Genomic DNA, 20,787 nt, shown 5'->3' on the forward strand with positions numbered 1-20,787 from the left:
TCATTCATAAAAAATTGGAACCAGTTTTACGGCATTGTTGCCGCGTGGCTGGTTTTTTTAGTTTTAGTATTCTGGCTCATTACCAAATTCTTTGAATGAGTTTAACCGACTGGATTGTTTTAGGCCTTACCATATTTTCTATAGTGCTTTATGGCATATGGAAAAGCGGCAATAATAAAAATATCGACCAGTTTTTGATGGGCAGCCGCTCATTGCCCTGGTACCATGTAGGCTTATCGGTAATGGCTACCCAGGCAAGTGCTATTACCTTTCTTTCGGCGCCGGGCCAGGCTTATTCAGACGGAATGCGTTTTGTGCAGTTCTACTTCGGGCTGCCCCTGGCCATGATCGTACTTTGCATCACCTTTGTCCCCATTTTCCATCGCCTTAAGGTTTATACTGCTTACGAATTTTTGGAACAGCGTTTTGATCTGAAAACCCGTGCACTCACATCGTTCCTCTTCCTGGTTCAGCGCGGCCTTTCAACCGGCATTACCATTTATGCTCCGTCTATCATCCTCTCAACCATATTAAATATTAATACGGTTTACACTACACTGTTTATAGGCGGGCTGGTAATTGTTTATACCGTTTATGGCGGTAGTAAGGCTGTGTCATATACGCAGCTATTACAAATGAGCATTATTTTTACGGGGATGTTTTTGGCAGGAGTATTGGTTGTTTACCTGTTGCCCGGCAATGTAAGCTTCATGAGCTCGCTCAAAATGGCCGGTAAAATGGGCCGTATGAACGTGATAGACTGGAAATTCGACCCTAATAACCGTTATACAGTTTGGAGCGGATTGATCGGGGGCTTCTTTTTACAGCTTTCCTATTTTGGTACAGATCAAAGCCAGGTTGGCCGTTATTTAACCGGCAGCTCAGTAGGGCAAAGCCGCCTCGGGTTGATCATGAATGGCCTGATCAAGATCCCGATGCAATTCCTGATCCTGCTGATAGGGGTGCTGGTTTTTGCGTTTTACCAGTTTAACCGCCCGCCAATGTTTTTTAACCAGTATGAGGTTAAACAAATTCGAAAAAGCGTTTACGCTGCGGAATACGACCATCTCAATCAGCAATATGGCCAGGCTTTTGAGCAAAAAAAGATCAAGGCTAACGAGTTGATAAAAGCCATCGACAGTAAAAATGAAGACCGGATCGGTTATGCCAAAGATCAATTAAAGGTGGCCGACACTAAGGCCCGCCTCATCAGGCAAAACGCCATTGAACTGATGAAAAAAAATAACCCCAAGGCCGATGATAACGATACCAACTACGTATTCCTTACCTTTGTTACCCAGTATCTGCCCAAAGGTTTGATAGGATTACTGATAGCCATTATTTTTCTGGCCTCTATGGGCTCAACCGCCAGTGCTTTAAATTCATTAGCATCAACCAGTGTGGTTGATATTTACAAACGCATTGTTAATCCCAACGCCACAGATAAGAATTATTTAAATGCATCGCGCCTGGCAACGGTGTTTTGGGGCCTGGTTTGCATTGGGATGGCCCTTTACGCCAGCCGCATAGGTAACCTGCTCGAAGCCGTGAATCAATTGGGCTCCTATATCTACGGAACCATCCTTGGAGTGTTCATAGTGGCCTTCTATCTTAAAAAAATAAAAGGGACTGCGGTATTTATAGCGGCAGTTATAACGGAAGCAATTATTTGTATCCTGGGCTATTTTGATGTAATCGCTTATTTGTGGCTCAATGCTATCGGTGCACTTCTGCTGATAGTAATTGCGGTGTTGATCAGCGTGGCAGCCCCCTCTAAATCTCCCCCGGTTGGGGAGACTTTCTGAATATTATCAATTCATAAAAGAAAATCGCCATTTCCTATAAAAAACAGCGATTTTCTTTTTAAAGCCCTCCCCTTCCGGGGAGGGTTGGGTGGGGCTTAGGGCTATCGCTTAGCCTGATCCAGGGCTTCCTGGTTTAAGCGGGCGTATTCTTCATCTTTGTCGGCGTTGGCTAAGGCAATACCGGCTTCTGCAGCTGCTATAGCGCCAGCTTTATCGCCTTTACGCAGTAACAAACGCGACTCCCATAGCTTATACCATGGGCCTTTAGGCTCAATTTTTTCGGCTTCGTAAACCCAGCCAAGGGCTTTATCAACGTCTTTATGGTTTTCGTAGTAGTATTGTATGGCGTTGAAATAGTATGGTTTGCGGTCGCCTTTCATCAGCTCATCAATATTAGCTGTAATTTTGGCGTCGTCATCAGTTTCCATGTGGATATAGGCCGCGGTTTTGTCCCAAACCAAAACAAGGTCGGTTGATTTGGTAGTTGTATTAACAAAAGCCATAGTAAATGTTTCGCGTTTTTCGCTCACGCGGATTGGCTTGATATTAAAACGCAGAAAATCCTGGTCTTGCTTGTAGCTGTATGCACCCCATTGTTTTACAACTTTGTTTAAGACGATAGTCCATTCGCCTTTAGTTGGGATGCTGAATAGCGAATAAGTGCCTGCAGGTACAGGGTTACCTTCAATTACAACTTTTTCGGTAAAGGTAATGGTAGTAGCAGCGTTGGCACCGGTGCGCCAAACTTCGCCGTAAGGGATAATGCCCCCGAATATTTTGCGGTCTTTAACATTTGGACGGGAATAAGTGATGGTTATTTTCCCTAACCCGAAATCCTGGATAATGGTTTGAGTTGAGCTGGCCTCAGGTATGCGGGGAATCTGGGCGTATGATTTTGAGCTAAAACAACAGCACGCTATCAGCATACTGAACAGGAGTACGTAGGTTTTTTTCATGATTATAGTTTTCGAATCTAAGATACCAAATGTTTTAATGCAGATATTATTGTGTATGACGTAAAAATATTTTCAAGGTTTAGGCACCTTCAATGTAAATACGGAATAAATGAAGGGCGCGTTGCTGCAAAGCTAAAATTGCCAGCGCTTTATTACCTTTGCACCCATGATTGACGTTATATTAAAGAAGGGTAAAGAAAAAGCCGTACTGCAAAGGCATCCCTGGGTATTTTCAGGGGCGATTGAAAAAGTAAAGGGCAAACCTGCCAATGGCGATGTGGTTCGCTTAGTGAATACACAGGGCGAATTTATGGCCTATGGCTTTTATAACGATCAGTCGAGGGTGACTTTACGTTTGCTGGAGTGGAACAAGGATGTAAAGGTAAACGAAGCGTGGTTTCGCGAAAAAGTAGCAACCGCGGTTAAAAGCCGTGCTAACATATTGGCTAACGGTACCAATACCTGTCGTTTAATTTTTAGTGAATCGGATTATCTGCCGGGGCTAATCGTTGATAAATATGCCGGCCATTTGGCAGTGCAGGTACTTACCTCGGGTATTCAAAATGTAATGCCCGTTATTATTGATGAACTAAAAAAACTGCTCAATCCCGAAAGTATTTCGGATAAAAGTGATAATGCTTCACGAGCCCACGAAGGGCTGGCCGAAGCTGAGAATAAAGTACTTGCTGGCAGTCCGCCGCCTGAGCTGGTTGAGGTGTTAGAAAACAACGTTATTTACGGTATCAATATCACCGAAGGCCAAAAATCCGGCTTTTATTGCGATCAGCGCGATAATCGTCATGTGTTGGCCATGCATGCAAAAGATAAAAAAGTACTGGATTGCTTTTGCTATACAGGAGGTTTTACCCTTAATAGTCTCAAAGAAGGCGCGGCATCAGTAACCAGCGTAGACAGCTCGGCGTTAGCTATTGAAACGCTGGCCGAAAATATCAGGCTGAATAAACTGGATGCAACCAAACACACGGCTATTAAATCCGACGTGAATGTGCAGTTGCGTAAATTCAGGGATGAGGGCGAGAAGTTTGATGTTATCGTACTCGATCCGCCTAAATATGCGCCATCACGCTCGGCGCTTACCCGGGCTTCAAGGGCTTATAAAGATTTAAACCGTTTGGGTATGCTGCTGCTTAACGAAGGTGGCTTGCTGGCAACCTATTCCTGTTCGGGCGCTATGGATATGGAGACCTTTAAGCAGGTAATTGCCTGGGCTGCGCTTGATGCCGGTAAACAGGTTCAGTTCATTTACCAGTTCCATCAACCCGAAGACCATCCGGTACGTGCTTCCTTCCCCGAAGGCGAGTATCTGAAAGGTTTGCTTTGCAGGGTGTTTTAGTCGCCCTAACCCCCTAAAGGGGGAATTTTTGTAGAAGGCCTGTGTTGCTAAGCAAAACAGGCCTTCGGCGTTTAACGCTGCCGCGGGCTTTTAAGTGCGAAAAATAAACCATGTCATTGCGAGGCGCGGAACGGGAATGAGCGAGGGTGCGACGTGGCAATCGCATGCTATACAGGGCGGCCTTGCTTTCGTGCGATTGCCGCGCTATCGCTCGCAATGACATGTTTTTTGTTCATTTCATAAACCGGTCATTATGTGCACCACAGGTTACGCTACCGCTAAACCTGCGGTAGTCTTTCTTTAGTTAACCCTCCATTCGCTTAAAAAAGCGGTTAATTTTTGTGCGGTTAATAAAATTTTAGTCCAATTAACCCCTTTTTTAACCCTTGTTTTAATACCACCCGCTATATCATTGCTGTGCCAAATGGAAAGCATGATATGTATTGAACGGGTTTAACCATCCCTGTTTAATGGTTTTTGCTTCCCTTTTGGCAAGAGTTATAAACCCATTAACCAATTATTTATGTACGAAAATTTTACCAATTTGGATGGGTGCCATCGCATCCGTTATCGTGCTAAAATTAAAGGGATGCTTCAATGCTGCATAACCGCCCTTTTATTTTTAGCCATGTGGACTTCGGCTTTTGCTCAGGGCAGCAAAATAACCGGTGTAGTAAATGACGAGCATGGGCAGCCACTGCCCGGTGTAAGCGTTAAGCTTAAAGGTACGCCTAACGGTACAACTACTAATGTTAACGGCCAGTTTAACATCAATGCCGAACCAAGCCAAACGCTGGTTTTCACTTTCCTGGGTTACGTTGCACAGGAAGTAAATGTAGGTAATCAGAAAAGCATCACCATTAAGCTACAGCCAAACGCCACCAGCATGAACGAGGTGGTTGTGGTAGGCTATGGCACCCAGCGTAAAGCAACGGTGACCGGATCAGTTGCATCAGTTACCAACAGCGAAATCGTGACTACCAAAAACGAGAATGTGCTGAATATGCTTGCCGGTAAAGTGGCTGGTGTACGGATCACCCAAAACACATCTGAGCCGGGTTCATTCAGCAATGCTTTTGATATCCGTGGCTTTGGTAACCCGTTGGTGGTTATTGACGGGATTCCCCGCGATAACATCAGCCGCCTTGACCCTAACGATATCGAAAGTGTTTCAGTACTGAAAGATGCATCTGCTGCTATTTACGGTGTACGTGCTGCAAACGGCGTGGTTATTGTAACTACTAAGAAAGGTAAAAAAGGTGCGGTTGACCTTAATTATTCAGGTACCTATGGCTGGCAGATTCCATCCTACATGCCAAAACCTGTTGGCGCTGTTGATTTCATGACCCTGGTTAACGAGCAGTTGCTGCACAACGTAAACGGTGGACAAGTGAAATATACCGATGCCGATTTTGCCGCTTATAAAAACGGTTCAAAGACCAGTACCGATTGGTATAGCCCTGTTTTTGCTAACAGCGCTCCCCAGCAACAGCATAACCTGAATGCAACAGGCGGTACCGATAACAGCAGCTATTTTGTTAGTATGGGTATCACTGATCAGGACGGCTTTTTCAAAAGCGGCGACCTGAACTACAAAAAATACAACCTGCGCTCAAACCTTACCACCAAAATCAATAAAAACCTAACCATTGATGTAAACCTGAGCGGCACCATCGAACAAAAAAATCAACCTTACCAGGATGCCTGGTGGATCATCCGCTCATTCTGGAGGCAGGTTCCTACTCAAAGTATCTATGCCAACAACAATCCGGCTTACCTGAATAATGGCGAGGTTGATGGTTCAAACCCTGTTGCAATGGCCGATGCCAATGTTGATGGTTATAAACAAATCGCCAACAAATGGTTACAATCTTCGGTATCTGCAACGTACAATGTGCCTTTTGTACCGGGTTTAAGTGCTAAGGGCTTGTATAACTACGATTACTATTTCTCAAGTAATAAAATTTATCAGCGCTCATATAACCAGTATAACTATGACGCTAACAGCAATTCTTATCAGGCAATAGCTAACCAAACACCAGGTTCACTCACACGCCAGTTTTATGAAAAGCCAAGTACCTTAATGCAGCTTTCATTAAATTACGCTAAGCAGTTTAAAGGGGGGCACAACATTAGTGCATTAGCGCTTTATGAAGAAGGTGAACAAAAAGGAGATAACTTTAATGCACAACGTCAGCTATCGCTTCCAGTTGATCAGCTATCGGCGGGTAACGCTTTAAATCAAACTGCAACGGTTGATGGCGGCTGGCCTTATGACTATGTAAACAAATCATTTGTTGGTCGTGTAAACTACGATTACAAATCTAAATATCTGGTTGAGTTTAGCTTCAGGGATGATGGCAGTTCCAAAAATTCTCCGCTTAAGCGTTGGGGCTTTTTCCCGGGTGCATCGGCAGGTTGGAGAATCTCACAGGAAAACTTCTGGAAAAATACATCAGCTCTTTCTTTTATCGACGACCTGAAGATCCGTTTATCATATGCTAAACTGGGTGATGACGCCGGTCTTAACGCTTACCAATATCTTACCGGTTATAACTACCCTGCCACAGGTGACAATAACAGATTGCCTCCGGGATCAGTGTTTGACGGTACTTTTGTTAACGGCGCACAAAGCCGTGGCATCGCCAATCCTTATATTTTCTGGTATGTTGCTAAAACTTATAACGCAGGTATCGACTTACAGGCCTGGAACGGTTTGTTAGGCTTAACTGTTGATGCCTTCAGGCGCGACAGAAGCGGCTTGCTTGATACCCGTGCCGATAACCTGCCGGGTGTTGTAGGTGCCGGTTTACCACAGGAAAACCTTAATAGCGACCGTGCCCAGGGTTTTGATATCGAAATAAATCATCGTTACCACATTGGCAGCTTTAACTATTTTGTTAAAGGTACATTCGGTTATACCCGTACACAATGGATCAGCAAGGTTCACTCTGCTTATGGTAACTCACAGCTTAACTGGCATAACAATAACGACAATCGTTACAATAACATATTCTGGGGTTACGGAGCTAACGGCCAGTTCCAGAATTACCAGCAGATCCTGAACAGCCCGCAGTTTGTATCACGTAACACAGTAGTTGGTGACTACATTTTGCAGGATTGGAACGGTGATGGTGTGATCAACGATCAGGACGTACACCCGATAGCACAAAACGTAAGTAACAACAACTACAGCGTACCTTCAACTACATTTGGTTTAACACTGGGCGGTTCATACAAAGGTTTTGATATCAATACCGTATGGCAAGGTGCTACAGGCATCAACGTATCATACATTGAGCAATTAAATATCCCGTTATGGGGTGGCGGTAGCGCCTTGGGTATGTTTATGGACAGGTACCATCCAACCGATCCTAAAGCCGATCCTTATGATCCAAACACTGTTTGGACTCCGGGTACTTTTGCGCTTACCGGTACAACAGCTAACACCAACTCACTGTCAAACATTCACAGCGCAGCTTATGTAAGGTTGAAATCTGCCGAGATTGGCTACAGTATCCCTGCCGCAGCCGCTAAAAAGGTGGGTATTAAAGGTGCAAGGATCTTTGTTAACGGGTACAATATTTTAACCATTACAGGTTTGAAATACCTTGACCCTGAGCACCCATCGGCCAACTACGGCTATTTATACCCCTTAGATAAAATTTATTCAATCGGTGTAAATGTTAAACTATAATCCATTACAGATCATGAAAAAATACACATATACGATATTGGCTTTTTTACTTTGCTGGACAACGGCATGTAAAAAGCTGGATACCCTGCCCCCAAGCATTGTTAAGGACGATGACGTTTTTGCAACCGCCGCGGGTATTCAGGCCTACATGTCACGCATGTACAGCGAATTGCCTATTGAAGACTTCAGATATTCGCCCGAAAGAGGCTTGAATATGTTCTGGATCATCAGCCCTACAAGTGCCACAACCGGCGAGGCTTTAAGCCGCGACCAGAATGGATCAATGCAGGAAAATACAGGCCTTTCAACCTGGGGCGATTGCTACAGGGTTATCAGGGATGCCAACTATTTTGCAGAAACCCTGCCTAAATATGCAAGTAACTTTACCAGCGACCAGGTAAATAACTGGTTGGGTGAAGCAAGGTTTGTGCGTGCGGCTACTTACTTCGCACTGGTTAAACGTTACGGTGGTGTACCACTTGTTGATAAAGTGCTTAACTACCCGGAGCAAAGTATTGAAGAATTAAAAATCCCCCGCTCGTCTGAAGAAAAGATCTATGATTTTATCGGTACCGATCTGGATTATGCCTACACTAACCTTCCCGAAACTAATCAGGCAGGCAGGGCCAGCAAATATGCAGCTGCCGGTTTCAAATCAAGGGCAATGCTTTATGCCGGTACAATAGCCAAATACAACCAGATCACATTGGTTGATGGCGGCGGTAACAGGCTTTGCGGTATCCCTGCGGCAAAAGCGGTTACTTACTTTAAAGCAGCTTATGACGCCGCGGCATTACTTGATGGTAAATACAGCTTATACAAAAAAGCATGGGCTGCAGGCGATAAAAATGCGCAGTACCTAAACTACGTGAATATGTTTTTTGATGCATCAAGCCCTGAAAACATATTTGTTCGCCAGTATCACTATCCTGAATCGGTACATGGTTATGATGCCTATAATGTGCCACGCCAGTTGATGGGTGCTAATGGTTACTCATCCGAAGTTAACCCTACGCTGGATTTTGTGGAGCTGTTTGACGGCTTCCCTAAAAATGCTGATGGTACCATCAAAACCACAACGGGTGGAAAATACGATCTGTACACCAACACTGTGGACATATTTGCCAATGCCGAACCAAGGCTAAGGGCAACCGTAGTTTTGCCGGGTGATGTAATGAAAGGTGTAAGCATTGAAATTCGTAGGGGGATTTATACTGGTCCTACAGCAGGTGGAATCAGTCCGCTGTTGCCTGCAGGTTCAACTGCTCATTATCCAACTGATAACATTGTGCAATCGGCAAATGCCAGCCAAACGCCATATAAATTGCCAAACGGCACAACCATGAACCCTGCCGGCTTAAGCGGTTATTTCACCGGAGATGGTACCAATTCTGTTTCCGGGTTCTCTATCCGTAAATATATCGTACCGGATAAACCAACATCTGAAGTGTTGGAAAACCGATCTGATCAAACCTGGATCGAATTACGTTATGCCGAGGTATTACTTAACCGTGCCGAAGCTGCTGTAGAGCTGAACGCATTGGGCCAATCAGATAAAAGCTATTTACAAGATGCCTTTACCCAGATTAACGCTATTCGTGAGCGTGCTGGTGCCGACCTGTTAACCGGTACTGCCGACCTAAGCATTAACGTGGTACGTAAAGAACGCAAAAAAGAGCTTGGTTTTGAAAACAAACAATACTGGGATATGCGCCGCTGGAGGGTTGCTGATAAAGAACAAAACAGTACTATTTACCGCACGCTTATGCCTTTCTATTCGGCCAATGATGGTAAGTATTTCTTTGATGCCCGTTTAGACGAACGTAACTCAAGGTACACTTTTGACGTGCGCTGGTACTACGAGCAGATTCCACAGGGCGAGATCCAGAAAAGCCAGAATTTAATTCAAAATCCGGGTTATTAATTTTAAGAGAGAGATGAAAAAACTATTTTATAGCATAGCATTAAGTGTATTGGTTGCTGCAGGCAGCTCATGCAAAAAGGTTGATAATTATGCCGCTCCCAATGTTACCCTAAAGGGTACCGTAACCGATGCTGGTAATGGTAAAAGCCTGCAAACAGAGCAAGGTTCCGGCACCCGGATCAAATTATTGGAGATAAGCTGGAGCGCTAACCCAACCCCTTTTTATATATCCTCATTTCAGGATGGTACTTATCAAAACACCAAACTGTTTGCAGGTAAAAATGTAATTTCGGCCGAGGGCGCTTTTGTGCCATTGGTGCAGGTTGATAATACCGGCAAAACCATTGTTGATAAAAGCCAAACGGTTGATGTTAAAGATGTAACCACCGTAAACTTTTCGGTTGAGCCATTTTTGCGGATAGAGTGGGTTGGCGATCCTGTTTTAAATGCTGATGGCACCATAACTACCAGCTTTAAAGTTACCCGGGGTACTGCCGATCCTAATTTTCAGCAAAACGTAAGTGATGTGGCTGTATTTGTTAATTCAAACAATTACGTAGGCAATAATAACTACGATAACCGCTACACACCTAAGCTGGGCGGTAATGATGCAAATAACTCGGTTGGTAAAACTCTTAGTCTTACCACACTTGGTGGTGCATTGCCGGGTAAAAGGAGTTATTTCATCCGCGTAGGTGCAAGGGTTTCCTATGGCCTTAATTATTATAACTATACCGACGTTAAGGAGGTAAAGGTTCCGTAAAAAGAAATAAATACCTGTGTGAGGGGGGAGCCGGCAACGGTTCCTTCCAACACAGTTTTATAAAATATAACATCGCTAAGCCAATAGTACTTTTCGCAAGTCAAAGTCTTGTTTTTTGACTTTCAACTAAAGACTGGGGATTGAAGACTGAACGGCATTATTATTAAAACTACATTATGAAGAATACGCTGCTTTTTTGTTGTGGACTTGCCCTTGCTGCCAGCGCCTATGCGCAGGATTCTAACCCTAAACCGGCTTCCCTGAAAGAGAAAACTGCTTTTCAAACCAGCAGTCCCTGGAGGCCCGAAATTGATGTACGATCGGACATTGCCATTGTTTATGGTACCAACGATCATCCAAACATGACCTTTGAGCAACGCGTTAAATCATGGCGCGACCGTGGCTATGACGTAAATTTCATGACCGGCATTGCCTGGGGCGATTACAAAGATTACTTTTTAGGTAAATGGGATGGTAAAAACCACCTTGGCGTAGGGCAGGTAACTCAAAGAGGCGATACAATTTTCCACGGGAAGGATATGCCTTATGTTGTGCCCGATGATTCGTTTATCGAATACATGAAAACCGCCGTAGTTAAACGGGTGATAGACGTTGGTATCACCAACATTTTTTTAGAAGAACCAGAGTTTTGGGCCCGTGCCGGGTATAGCGCCGGCTTCAAAAACCAATGGCAAAAATATTACGGCTTCCCATGGAAACCGCAGGACGCATCTCCTGAAAATACTTACTTATCAAACAAGCTAAAGTACAATCTGTATTATGAAACTATAAAACAGGTATCATCATACGCCAAAGAGTACGGCAAAAGCAAAGGCATGAACATTAAGGTGTTCATTGCTACACACTCACTGGTAAACTATTCATCATGGCAAATTGTTAGTCCGGAGGCAAGCCTGGCTTCGTTACCGGGTATCGACGGATATATTGCCCAGGTATGGACAGGTACTTCGCGTGAGCCTACGTATTTTAACGGCGAAAGAAAAGAGCGTGTATTTGAGAATGCCTTTCTTGAATATGGTTCGGTAGTATCCATGACGGCCCCAACCGGGAGGAAAGTATTTTTCCTCACCGACCCGATTGAAGACCGTGTACACGACTGGAGCGATTACAAACGCAACTACCAGGCTACCTTTACCGCTAAACTGTTATACCCTATGGTTGCCGATTACGAGGTAATGCCATGGCCCGAAAGGATCTATACGCACCCCTACCCGGTATTGGGTACTAATGAAAAAACACTGATCCCCCAGTTTTACTCAACCCAGATGCAGATCATGGTGAACGCGCTGAACGATATGCCTGTTTCAACCAACAAAGTATCTGGTGTTAATGGAATCGGTGTGCTGATGAGCAATACACTGATGTTCCAGCGTTTCCCTACACATAACGGCTTTGAAGATCCGCAGTTCTCTAACTTCTATGGTCAAACGCTGCCACTGGTAAAGCGCGGTGTGCCGGTACAAACCGTACACATGGAAAACCTGGGTTATGCCGCATCGCTTAAGGATATTAAGGTTTTGGTGATGAGCTATTCGAACATGAAACCTGTATCAGCCGAAGTTCACGAGCAACTGGCTGCCTGGGTTAAACAGGGCGGTGTATTGATTTATGTTGGCAGGGATGATGACCCTTACCAATCGGTAATGGAATGGTGGGATACCAAAGGCAATAATTTTAAAGCGCCATCACAGCACCTGTTTAAACTGCTGGGTATAAACTCAACCGGGAATGATCAGCGTTTTGCTGTTGGCAAAGGTACGGTTTATGTACTGAGGCAAAACCCCAAAGAGTATGTAATGCAGGCTAATAATGATGATAATTTCATCAAAACTGTAAAGCAAGCTTATGAAAAAGATGCCGATGGTGGTAAGCTAAAATTTAAAAATAGCATGTACCTGGAGCGTGGTCCGTATGATATTATTTCGGTAATGGATGAAAATGCCGATAGCAAGCCATATATGGTAAAGGGCCCGGTTATCGATCTGTTCGATCCGCAATTGCCGGTACTCGCCGAAAAAACGATCAATCCAAATGAGCAAGCCTTATTGTATGTAGTTAAGCGTGTTGCGGATAAAAAACAACCACAAGTATTAGCTTCGGCCTCAAGGGTTTATGATGAGGTTATAACGGAAAACAGCTACAGTTTTGTAGCCAAAAGCCCGATTAATACATTAAACAGCGCCCGGATCTTATTGCCGGCGCAACCGAAAGAAACAGTAGTTACCGATAATACAGGAAAAACCATAGCTGATGTAAAATCCTCGTGGGATAAATCATCAAAAACCTTGTACCTGGGCTTTGCCAACAGTCCCGAGGGTATTAAGGTGAGCATTAAATGGTAAAAGAGTCTTTTTGAGAGAGAGTTGATTTATGCTTCCGTACGCGAAATCTCGCGTGCGGAAGTTTTTTTGAAAAGAGATTCCGTAATTCGCTCAAAAAATTTGTCCTTGTGTTGATAACGGCTATTCGGAAGATTTTTTAATTCCCTCCCTTGGGAGGGGTGCGGTGGAAAGTGTTGTGGCGGGGAGGGGTTTGTAGGCTTTGCTAATGAATATGCATGGTGATTAACCCCTCCTTACACCCTCCCGAGGGAGGGAATCGCGCAATCCCCGTTTTAAATTTCTTTGAGTACCGATAATACTGTATTGATTTGAAAATAAAGTCCCCAAATAACAAATGAAAAAGTTACTCCTCCTTGCATTTGCCTTTTTACCGGCAGCACTTTCGGCACAAGAAAAGATGTCGTCACCTGTCGATTTGATTAACCCACTCATGGGTACGCAATCAAAGCCATCCTTATCAAACGGTAATACTTACCCGGCAGTAGCCCTGCCATGGGGTATGAACTTCTGGACACCGCAAACCGGTAAAATGGGCGATGGGTGGCAGTACACTTATGATGCCGATAAGATCCTCGGTTTTAAACAAACCCATCAGCCATCGCCCTGGATGAATGATTATGGTATGTTTTCTGTTTTTCCGGAAACTGGTAAGTTAAAACTGGATGAAAAAGATCGCGCCAGCTGGTTCTCGCATAAACCTGAAACAGCGAAACCATACTATTACAGCGTTTACCTGGCCGATTATGATGTAACAACTGAAATAACGCCAACCGAACGCGCTGCCAGCTTCCAGTTCACTTTCCCTAAAAGCGAGAGTTCGCACATCGTGATCGACGCTTTTGACAAAGGCTCATACGTAAAGATCATTCCCGGTGAGCAAAAGATCATTGGCTACAGCACTAAAAACAGCGGTGCGGTACCTGCCAATTTCAAAAACTACTTTGTTATTTATGTAGATAAACCCTTTGCGCTGGCTTCGGCATGGCACGATTGGAAACAGGATGCCGGACAACTGGAATACACCGGCGACCATGCCGGCGCGGTAATCACCCTGAAAACTGCTAAAGGCGAAAAAGTTCATCTGAAAGTAGCTTCTTCATTCATCAGCATTGAACAAGCCGAACTTAACCTAAAGCGTGAGTTGGGTAACGACGATTTTGCAGCAACCTGCCAAAAAGCAAAAGATACCTGGAACAAAACGTTAAGTCGTTTAGATGTTGAAGGTGGTACTATAGATCAAACCCGTACTTTTTACAGCAGCCTTTACCGTATGCTGTTTTTCCCAAACAAGATGTATGAGGTTGATGCCAATGGGCAAAATATACACTACAGCCCATTCAACGGTAAAGTTGCGCCGGGTTACCTGTTTGCCGGTACCGGTTTCTGGGATACCTTCAGGGCATTGTATCCTTTCCTGAACTTGGTTTACCCGTCTATCAACAAAGAAATGCAGGAAGGCCTTATCAATGATTATAAAGAAGGTGGCTGGTTGCCAGAGTGGTCGAGCCCGGGCTACGCTGATTGTATGATAGGTAACAACTCTGCATCGGTAGTTTCTGAAGCTTACCTGAAAGGCCTGCGCGGTTACGATATCGAGACTTTATACCAGGCCCTTAAACACGGTGCCAACAACGAAGGGCCTAATGCTACCGGTCGCCGGGGTGTGCAGTATTATAACACTTTAGGCTATGTGCCATACAACGTAAAGATCAACGAAAATGCTGCCCGTACTCTTGAGTATGCTTATGACGATTTTGCTATTTACCAGTTGGGTAAGGCTTTGGGCAAGCCTAAAAAGGAAATTGAGATCTACAAAAAACGCAGCCAGAACTACCGCAATATTTTTGATCCGCAAACTAAACTGATGCGCGGTAAAAACCAGGATGGTACTTTTGAAACGCCATTTAATCCGTTTAAATGGGGCGATGCCTTTACCGAAGGTAACAGCTGGCACTATAGCTGGGGCGTGTTCCACGATATTCAGGGTTTAATAAACCTGATGGGTGGCAAGCAGCAATTTGCAGCCAAGCTGGATTCGGTGTTTGAAATGCCTCCGGTATTTGATGACAGCTACTACGGTGGTGTGATCCATGAGATCCGTGAAATGCAGATTGCAGGTATGGGCCAATACGCTCACGGGAACCAGCCTATCCAGCATATGATCTACTTATATAATCACGCAAACCAGCCTTGGAAAACTCAATACTGGGTTCGCGAAGCTATGAACAGGCTGTACAGGGCTACGCCGGATGGCTATTGCGGCGATGAGGATAATGGTCAAACCTCTGCATGGTACATTTTCTCGGCTATGGGCTTTTACCCGGTTACCCCGGCCAGCGACCAGTATGTTTTAGGTGCCCCGCTGTTTAAAAAAGTAACTGTTAATTTAGAGAACGGCAAAACCATCACCATCAACGCGCCTAAAAACAGCGCGGATAATAGGTACGTAAATACACTTACTGTTGACGGTAAACCATATACCAACAACTGGTTAAGCCACAAAGGTTTGTTAAACGGTGCAGTGCTTGATTTTGATATGCAGGCCACTCCGAATAAAGACCGCGGTACCAAAGATGCCGATGTGCCTTATTCAATGAGTAACGAGAAGTAAACACCCCTCCCAACTCTCCCCAATGGGGAGGGCTTTTGTAGAGACGCATCACATGTGTCTCCCGCTATGCAGATCAAACATGCATGACGGGAGATGCGGGTGATGCGTTTCTTGTTTTAGATATTCTATACGAAAGCTTTTTTGCCTACATTTAGCAACCAGCACTAAACCATGAAATATCTTTTTCTTTTCATATTTATCACAATTACCTCTATTGTTAAAGCGCAGGATTTTGCGGCGTTAAAGGCCGGACAATCAAAGGCAGAGCGGATTATATTCAATGATGAAGACGCGAAAGCGATGATGGCATTTTATGATCGCAGCGCCAACAAAACTCAAAATAAGCTTATTGCCTCTGTGCAGGCCAGCGCCAATAAACATATCCCTCCGGTATTATTTACTATGGCTATGGTTTTATTTGGGCAGGAAAAATATAGCGATGCCTGTTTTTGGTTTTATGTAGCGCAATTAAGATCAAGATACGATGTAAACCGCAGTGTAGATAAAACGGTATCGGCAGCCAATTGGAACGGCCCAATCGGGATGTCGATAAACCAATATGCCTTTGAGCATCTGGATACCTTAGAAAAGGTTGTTCCCCAGGTTGTAGCCTATGTAACTGCAAATGACGAATTATATGATCAGCGATGGATCAACGTTTTAACAGCACGTGATAAGGTAAAAGACGAAGACATAGATAAGTTAAGCGTTGATAAAAGCCTTTGGCCAGTTATCAAGAAAGAAACAATAGATTCTTATTATGCCGATTTTAAAGAGGTTGTGAATAAAGCCAGGCAAAAGCAATAAAGAATATGGTTTTAAGCAGCTATTTAGGGTTTGTTTACGTTTAATTGGTGAATTTACTTTTATCTTTTTTGTAACTTGCCTTATCAATGAAAGGGCAAAAAACACATCATTCAGTACTACTCATATGTCTTTTGGTACTGCCTGCGATATTAGCTTTTTCCTTACACCCTTCCGGCAAATACAACCTCGATTTTTTCACTACCCATAACCAATTTTACCTGTGCGATTCGGCCTTTACCGGTACCACAGGTGATACAACTTTTTGGAACAGCGACGCCCAAAATGCGCGCTTAGGAACTACCGAAGATATCATCGGCATAAAAACAGCCAGTTATGGCCATATACGGGCCGAACTTAATGTGCTCAACACAGCCGACGCCGAGAAAGATTTCAGCAAATACGACCATGTTGTAGAAGGAAGTGTAAAACTAAATTCGGGCATTATGGAGATCCTGAATTTTCCGGATACAAAAATTATCTTAAAAGCCATTGTTACCCCGGCAAGATATCGCGTGCGCATTTATTCGTATGCTGTAAAAAACGTGAATCCCGATGAGGACGAAGGTACCGACCATTATAAGATCACCCTTTGGCCCGGAGAAGGTAGGGAAAGGAAAGTATTGAAAGCCTACAGGGCGGACTAATCCATTTATGCCCGCCCAAAACAAGGTACATTAATCACGCACTATTTATCGCTGATCATTATCGGGTTGCCTCCCTTTCCGCCGCCAATAATAATCACCTTGGCATTGGGCGATAGCGCTATTTCCTTTTGTGCTTTTATGGCTTCATATTGAAGTTGCTTATCCGATAACCCGGTTGAAAGGATACGCTGATAATCGGCAATACCCTGCGCTTCCACCCGCTTACGTTCGGCTTCCTGGCGTTCCTTTTGCAATACGAACTCCATCTTCTGGGCGTCCTGCTCGGCGTTGATCTTTGATTCGATGCTGGCCCGTACCGAGGCAGGCAGGGTGATGTTGCGCACCAGAATTTGTTGCAGCTCCAGTCCGCGTTTTTCAAAACTGGCGGTAATGTAACGGTTTATTTTATCCTGAAACTCCTGCCGCTTGGTCGAATACAGATCGACAGCAGCATAAGCAACCGCGTTATCACGGATGGCCGTGCGCGAAACCGGGCGAACGATCTTATCCACATAGTTTTCGCCAATATTCTGCATGATATAAGGAGCCCTGTCGGGTTTTACTTTATACAGCACCGAAAGATCAATAGTAACCTCCAACCCGTCTGATGAAAGTACGCGGATAGCGTCATCACCTTCCTTTTGGCCTTCGTTGTTTACCGCGCTCATGGTATAGGTTTGGGTCTGTACATCAAAAGTGGTGATCTCTACAACAGGGTTTATAATGTGTAAGCCGCTTTCAAGCACCTGGTCCTGCACCTTGCCAAAAAGGGTTTGAACCCCTACCTTGCCCGGCTCAATAACTTTAAAAATATTGAGTAATAAGCCAAGTACAACCATGGCTATACCTACCGCGGTTACCACTCCATTAAAGCGGCCGGCCGGTTCGGGTGAACGTTTGAGTACTATACCCACAATGAGTACAATAACTCCTAATACTGCTATAAACATGCAATGAAGTTAAGCTTTTTTTACATGTTGCAAGCCTATTATAAAAGAATGATTTTTAGTGGGATTACGGCTGTAAAATGCGGGGCTCTCTGGTTTAGCGTGATCTGCATGAGTTATCCGCTGCTTACTACTACTGCTCAAAACTTGCACCAGAGAAATGAAAAGAAGACTTACGAGGTTTTAAAAACTTCGTAAGTCTTTAGCATAATTAACAATGGGTCATTTTGCCCCTTTGCCTTTTTTATTTTGCGGGGCTTGCTGGGTCTCTTTAACCTCTTTCAAAAGCCTCAGCTTCATGAAAATCACAACTACGCCAACAACCATGGCACCAGCCATGATCAGGTAGTTTTTTTCGGTGAACATTTTATAAGCTACAATAAAGCACAAAGCTACACCCATGGTGTAAAGCACATTGAGCACCAGTTTAAAGCCCATTATTAGTATACGTTTAATTCAGGGTCAATTTCGGCCTGCCATGCAAGGATCCCTCCTCTTAGGTTTGACAGATTGGTAAAACCCTGCTGCTCCAGTTGCATAATAGCAGCCGCGCTGCGTTTACCGCTGCGGCACATTACTACTACCGGCTTGTCTTTACTTATCTTTTCCGATTCTATCAGCACGCCGCCAAGCGGTATAAGCTGCCCGCCAAGGTTTGAAGTTTCGTATTCAAAATCTTCCCTAACATCAATCAGTTGAAAATCTTCGCCTTTGTCAATTTTCTCTTTTAGTTCTTGTACGGTTATCTCGTTCATGTTAAATGTAATTATAATTCAAAGGTAGTTTTTTTCTTAATCAAATATTTAGGCTTGTTATTTGTAACAATCAAAGTATATGAGCGTTTCATATATGTTTACACAATAATTACTTAATGAAAAAAGTTACACGCTTTTTCTGGTTCTGTTCAGGAGCACATATCGATACCTTAAAAAAGTACCCAATTGAGCATAATAAGTATGTTGGTATTGGGGCAACTATATTTTTCACGGCAACGTTCGCCGCATTATCCGGCGGTTATGCCATGTACTTTGTTTTTAATGGCGATGCCTTTGCTGTAGGTTTTGCTATACTATTTGGTTTACTGTGGGGAACGGCCATTTTTAATATGGACCGTTACATCGTATCCAGCATTAATAAAGAAGGTACAACCAATCAGCAGATATTGCAGGCATCGCCGCGTATTTTGCTGGCTATCATGATTGGTATTGTGATATCGCGCCCACTTGAACTCAAGATTTTTGATAAAGAAATTCGCCAGAAACTAAAAACCGCCTATTTAAAGGGGCAACGCAGTAAAATTGATACCCTCGAAAAAACCTACATGCAGAAGTATGCCATGGAACTGGGTAAAAACACCGATTTGAAAAAGGAGAAAGATTCATTGGAGCGGGATATTAACCGCTCACGTTATCAGCTTAACCAGGAAGTTTTCGGTGATAAAACCAACCAAACATCGGGCATTACCGGTTATGGCACTTATGCAAAGCAAAAGCAGGCCATACTGGAAGAAAAGGAAGCCCGGCTTAAATCCGTTACTGATAATTTAGGGCAGATGGACCAATACCTGAGTGCCCGTAAAGATTATGAGGGACTGAACAGCACCCGTTTGTTTACAGAGCATCAACTGGACAGCCTGGCCAGCATAGCCGGCTTCTCCGACCGTAACTGGGCATTAGGCCAGCTCACCTACACTGAAAACGGCAAGCGCGACCTCGATACCTATCTCGCTATTTCGTTTATCGGCTACCTGTTCATTTTGTTTGAATGTTTGCCGGTATTTGTAAAGCTGATGTCGCCCAAAGGGCCTTATGATACGGCTATCGCCAAAACAGCCGAAGCCAATATCCACCTTGCCGAACGGGATAAGGAACGAGATATAGCGGTTACGGATAATATTTACGACCACAACCTGGATACGGATATCGAGCGGCGAAAAAAGATCATTACCTCGCAATCTGATTATGATTTTGAGCGGCATAGTTACGAGTAAAACCCTGCATTTTTCCCGTAGAGACGCATAATTGCGTCTCCCAACTATGCAGGGCCGATTTATGGGCGAAGACGCAATTATGCGTCTCTACAGTGGAATATTTTGCAATTACCAACCCAATCTCCCATCTTGCAAAACATAATATCAACCTATGTTTGAGCAATTTTCACATTCAAACTATCATTCCATTTGTGATCATCTTGCAGCTAATGATCCTGATCTGGCCCTGATTATAAAAAACCATGGTCATCCGCCTTTATGGTCAAGGCCCAATAGTTTTGAAACACTGGTGCATATTATCTTAGAGCAGCAGGTATCACTGGCTTCAGCACTATCTGCCTTAAATAAATTGCGCGAGCGGGTACAGCAAATTACCCCTGCACGGGTACTACTGCTTACCGATGAAGAATTCAGGGCATGTTATGTAAGTCGCCAAAAAAACATCTATATAAAATACCTTGCCGAAGCCATTGTAAGCGGGCAGATCAACCTTGCCGAAATGGAACAAATGCCTGATGATATTATCCGTACCAAACTAACCGCCCTCAAAGGCATTGGCAACTGGACTGTTGATGTTTACCTGATGTTTGTATTACAGCACACCGATGTTTTCCCTATCGGGGATCTGGCCGCAGTGAATGCCCTTAAACGGGTAAAAAATCTGCCAAAAGATATTACCAAAGAAGAATTGTTAGCGGTGACCGAACAATGGAAACCATACCGAACGGTAGCGGCGATGATTTTGTGGCATTATTATCTGAGCCAAAGAGTACCGGCCCCACCCAAACCCTCTAAGCAAGGCGTTAAAAAATAAAGATCTTCGGAGGCTTAAATTTAATAACACCTCCCATAAGCTGAATATCTTTATCAGATCCTTCGCGCAACCCCTCCATTTTATTAAACAATTGATATTCAGACTATTATAC

At 44.0% G+C, this 20,787-nt stretch carries 15 protein-coding genes; 11 read left to right on the forward strand and 4 right to left on the reverse strand.

Going from position 1 to position 20,787, the window contains the following annotated elements; all coding sequences use genetic code 11:
• The first annotated feature begins 95 nt into the window (after positions 1 to 95).
• Positions 96 to 1,805: a sodium:solute symporter family protein gene (locus BLS28_RS22830; protein WP_091172814.1), complete on the forward strand. Its 1,710-nt coding sequence runs from the start codon at positions 96 to 98 to the stop codon at positions 1,803 to 1,805.
• 101 nt (positions 1,806 to 1,906) lie between these two features.
• Here BLS28_RS22830 and BLS28_RS22835 read toward each other — a convergent pair whose 3' ends face one another.
• Positions 1,907 to 2,761 (reverse strand): DUF2911 domain-containing protein, encoded by an 855-nt coding sequence (locus BLS28_RS22835; protein ID WP_091172818.1) that lies wholly within the window; start codon positions 2,759 to 2,761, stop codon positions 1,907 to 1,909.
• 166 nt (positions 2,762 to 2,927) lie between these two features.
• Between BLS28_RS22835 and BLS28_RS22840 the strand changes: the two genes are divergently transcribed.
• The 8 genes from BLS28_RS22840 (at position 2,928) to BLS28_RS22875 (ending at position 16,924) form a co-directional block, all read left to right on the forward strand.
• A complete protein-coding gene (locus tag BLS28_RS22840) occupies positions 2,928 to 4,115 on the forward strand; it encodes a class I SAM-dependent rRNA methyltransferase (protein ID WP_091172820.1) in 1,188 nt (395 codons plus the stop codon).
• Positions 4,116 to 4,638: 523 nt separating this feature from the next.
• Positions 4,639 to 7,812 carry a SusC/RagA family TonB-linked outer membrane protein gene (locus tag BLS28_RS22845; RefSeq protein WP_091172823.1) on the forward strand — a complete coding sequence of 1,058 codons (3,174 nt, stop codon included), beginning with the start codon at positions 4,639 to 4,641 and terminating at the stop codon, positions 7,810 to 7,812.
• 13 nt (positions 7,813 to 7,825) lie between these two features.
• Positions 7,826 to 9,736 carry a RagB/SusD family nutrient uptake outer membrane protein gene (locus tag BLS28_RS22850; protein WP_091173132.1) on the forward strand — a complete coding sequence of 637 codons (1,911 nt, stop codon included), beginning with the start codon at positions 7,826 to 7,828 and terminating at the stop codon, positions 9,734 to 9,736.
• Between the two features lie 13 nt (positions 9,737 to 9,749).
• Entirely contained in the window at positions 9,750 to 10,499 is a 750-nt protein-coding gene (locus tag BLS28_RS22855; protein ID WP_091172828.1) for a DUF3823 domain-containing protein, read from the forward strand.
• Between the two features lie 176 nt (positions 10,500 to 10,675).
• Positions 10,676 to 12,862: a hypothetical protein gene (locus tag BLS28_RS22860; protein WP_218134499.1), complete on the forward strand. Its 2,187-nt coding sequence runs from the start codon at positions 10,676 to 10,678 to the stop codon at positions 12,860 to 12,862.
• Positions 12,863 to 13,196: 334 nt separating this feature from the next.
• Positions 13,197 to 15,473 (forward strand): GH92 family glycosyl hydrolase, encoded by a 2,277-nt coding sequence (locus tag BLS28_RS22865; RefSeq protein WP_091172835.1) that lies wholly within the window; start codon positions 13,197 to 13,199, stop codon positions 15,471 to 15,473.
• 171 nt (positions 15,474 to 15,644) lie between these two features.
• Positions 15,645 to 16,280: a hypothetical protein gene (locus BLS28_RS22870; RefSeq protein ID WP_091172838.1), complete on the forward strand. Its 636-nt coding sequence runs from the start codon at positions 15,645 to 15,647 to the stop codon at positions 16,278 to 16,280.
• Positions 16,281 to 16,366: 86 nt separating this feature from the next.
• A complete protein-coding gene (locus tag BLS28_RS22875; protein ID WP_091172841.1) occupies positions 16,367 to 16,924 on the forward strand; it encodes a hypothetical protein in 558 nt (185 codons plus the stop codon).
• A 41-nt stretch (positions 16,925 to 16,965) separates the two neighbouring features.
• On the opposite strand, the gene BLS28_RS22880 is transcribed toward BLS28_RS22875, so the two are convergent.
• The 3 genes from BLS28_RS22880 to BLS28_RS22890 all read right to left on the reverse strand — a co-directional run bounded on the left by BLS28_RS22880 (position 16,966) and on the right by BLS28_RS22890 (position 18,626).
• Positions 16,966 to 17,874: a prohibitin family protein gene (locus BLS28_RS22880; protein ID WP_091172845.1), complete on the reverse strand. Its 909-nt coding sequence runs from the start codon at positions 17,872 to 17,874 to the stop codon at positions 16,966 to 16,968.
• Positions 17,875 to 18,093: 219 nt separating this feature from the next.
• Positions 18,094 to 18,309, reverse strand: coding sequence for a DUF6358 family protein (locus BLS28_RS22885; protein ID WP_091172849.1), 216 nt, complete (start codon positions 18,307 to 18,309; stop codon positions 18,094 to 18,096).
• Between the two features lie 2 nt (positions 18,310 to 18,311).
• The gene (locus BLS28_RS22890; RefSeq protein ID WP_090531100.1) at positions 18,312 to 18,626 is read right to left on the reverse strand and encodes a rhodanese-like domain-containing protein; all 315 of its coding nucleotides are present in this window, start codon (positions 18,624 to 18,626) and stop codon (positions 18,312 to 18,314) included.
• 116 nt (positions 18,627 to 18,742) lie between these two features.
• On the opposite strand from BLS28_RS22890, the gene BLS28_RS22895 reads away from it, so the two are divergent.
• Entirely contained in the window at positions 18,743 to 19,861 is a 1,119-nt protein-coding gene (locus tag BLS28_RS22895) for a DUF4407 domain-containing protein (RefSeq protein ID WP_091172853.1), read from the forward strand.
• Positions 19,862 to 20,012: 151 nt separating this feature from the next.
• On the forward strand, positions 20,013 to 20,675 hold the full coding sequence (locus BLS28_RS22900; RefSeq protein ID WP_091172856.1) for a DNA-3-methyladenine glycosylase family protein: 663 nt from the start codon (positions 20,013 to 20,015) through the stop codon (positions 20,673 to 20,675).
• Positions 20,676 to 20,787 lie beyond the last annotated feature (112 nt).

Source organism: Mucilaginibacter gossypii (assembly GCF_900100945.1).
Taxonomy (GTDB): domain Bacteria; phylum Bacteroidota; class Bacteroidia; order Sphingobacteriales; family Sphingobacteriaceae; genus Mucilaginibacter; species Mucilaginibacter gossypii.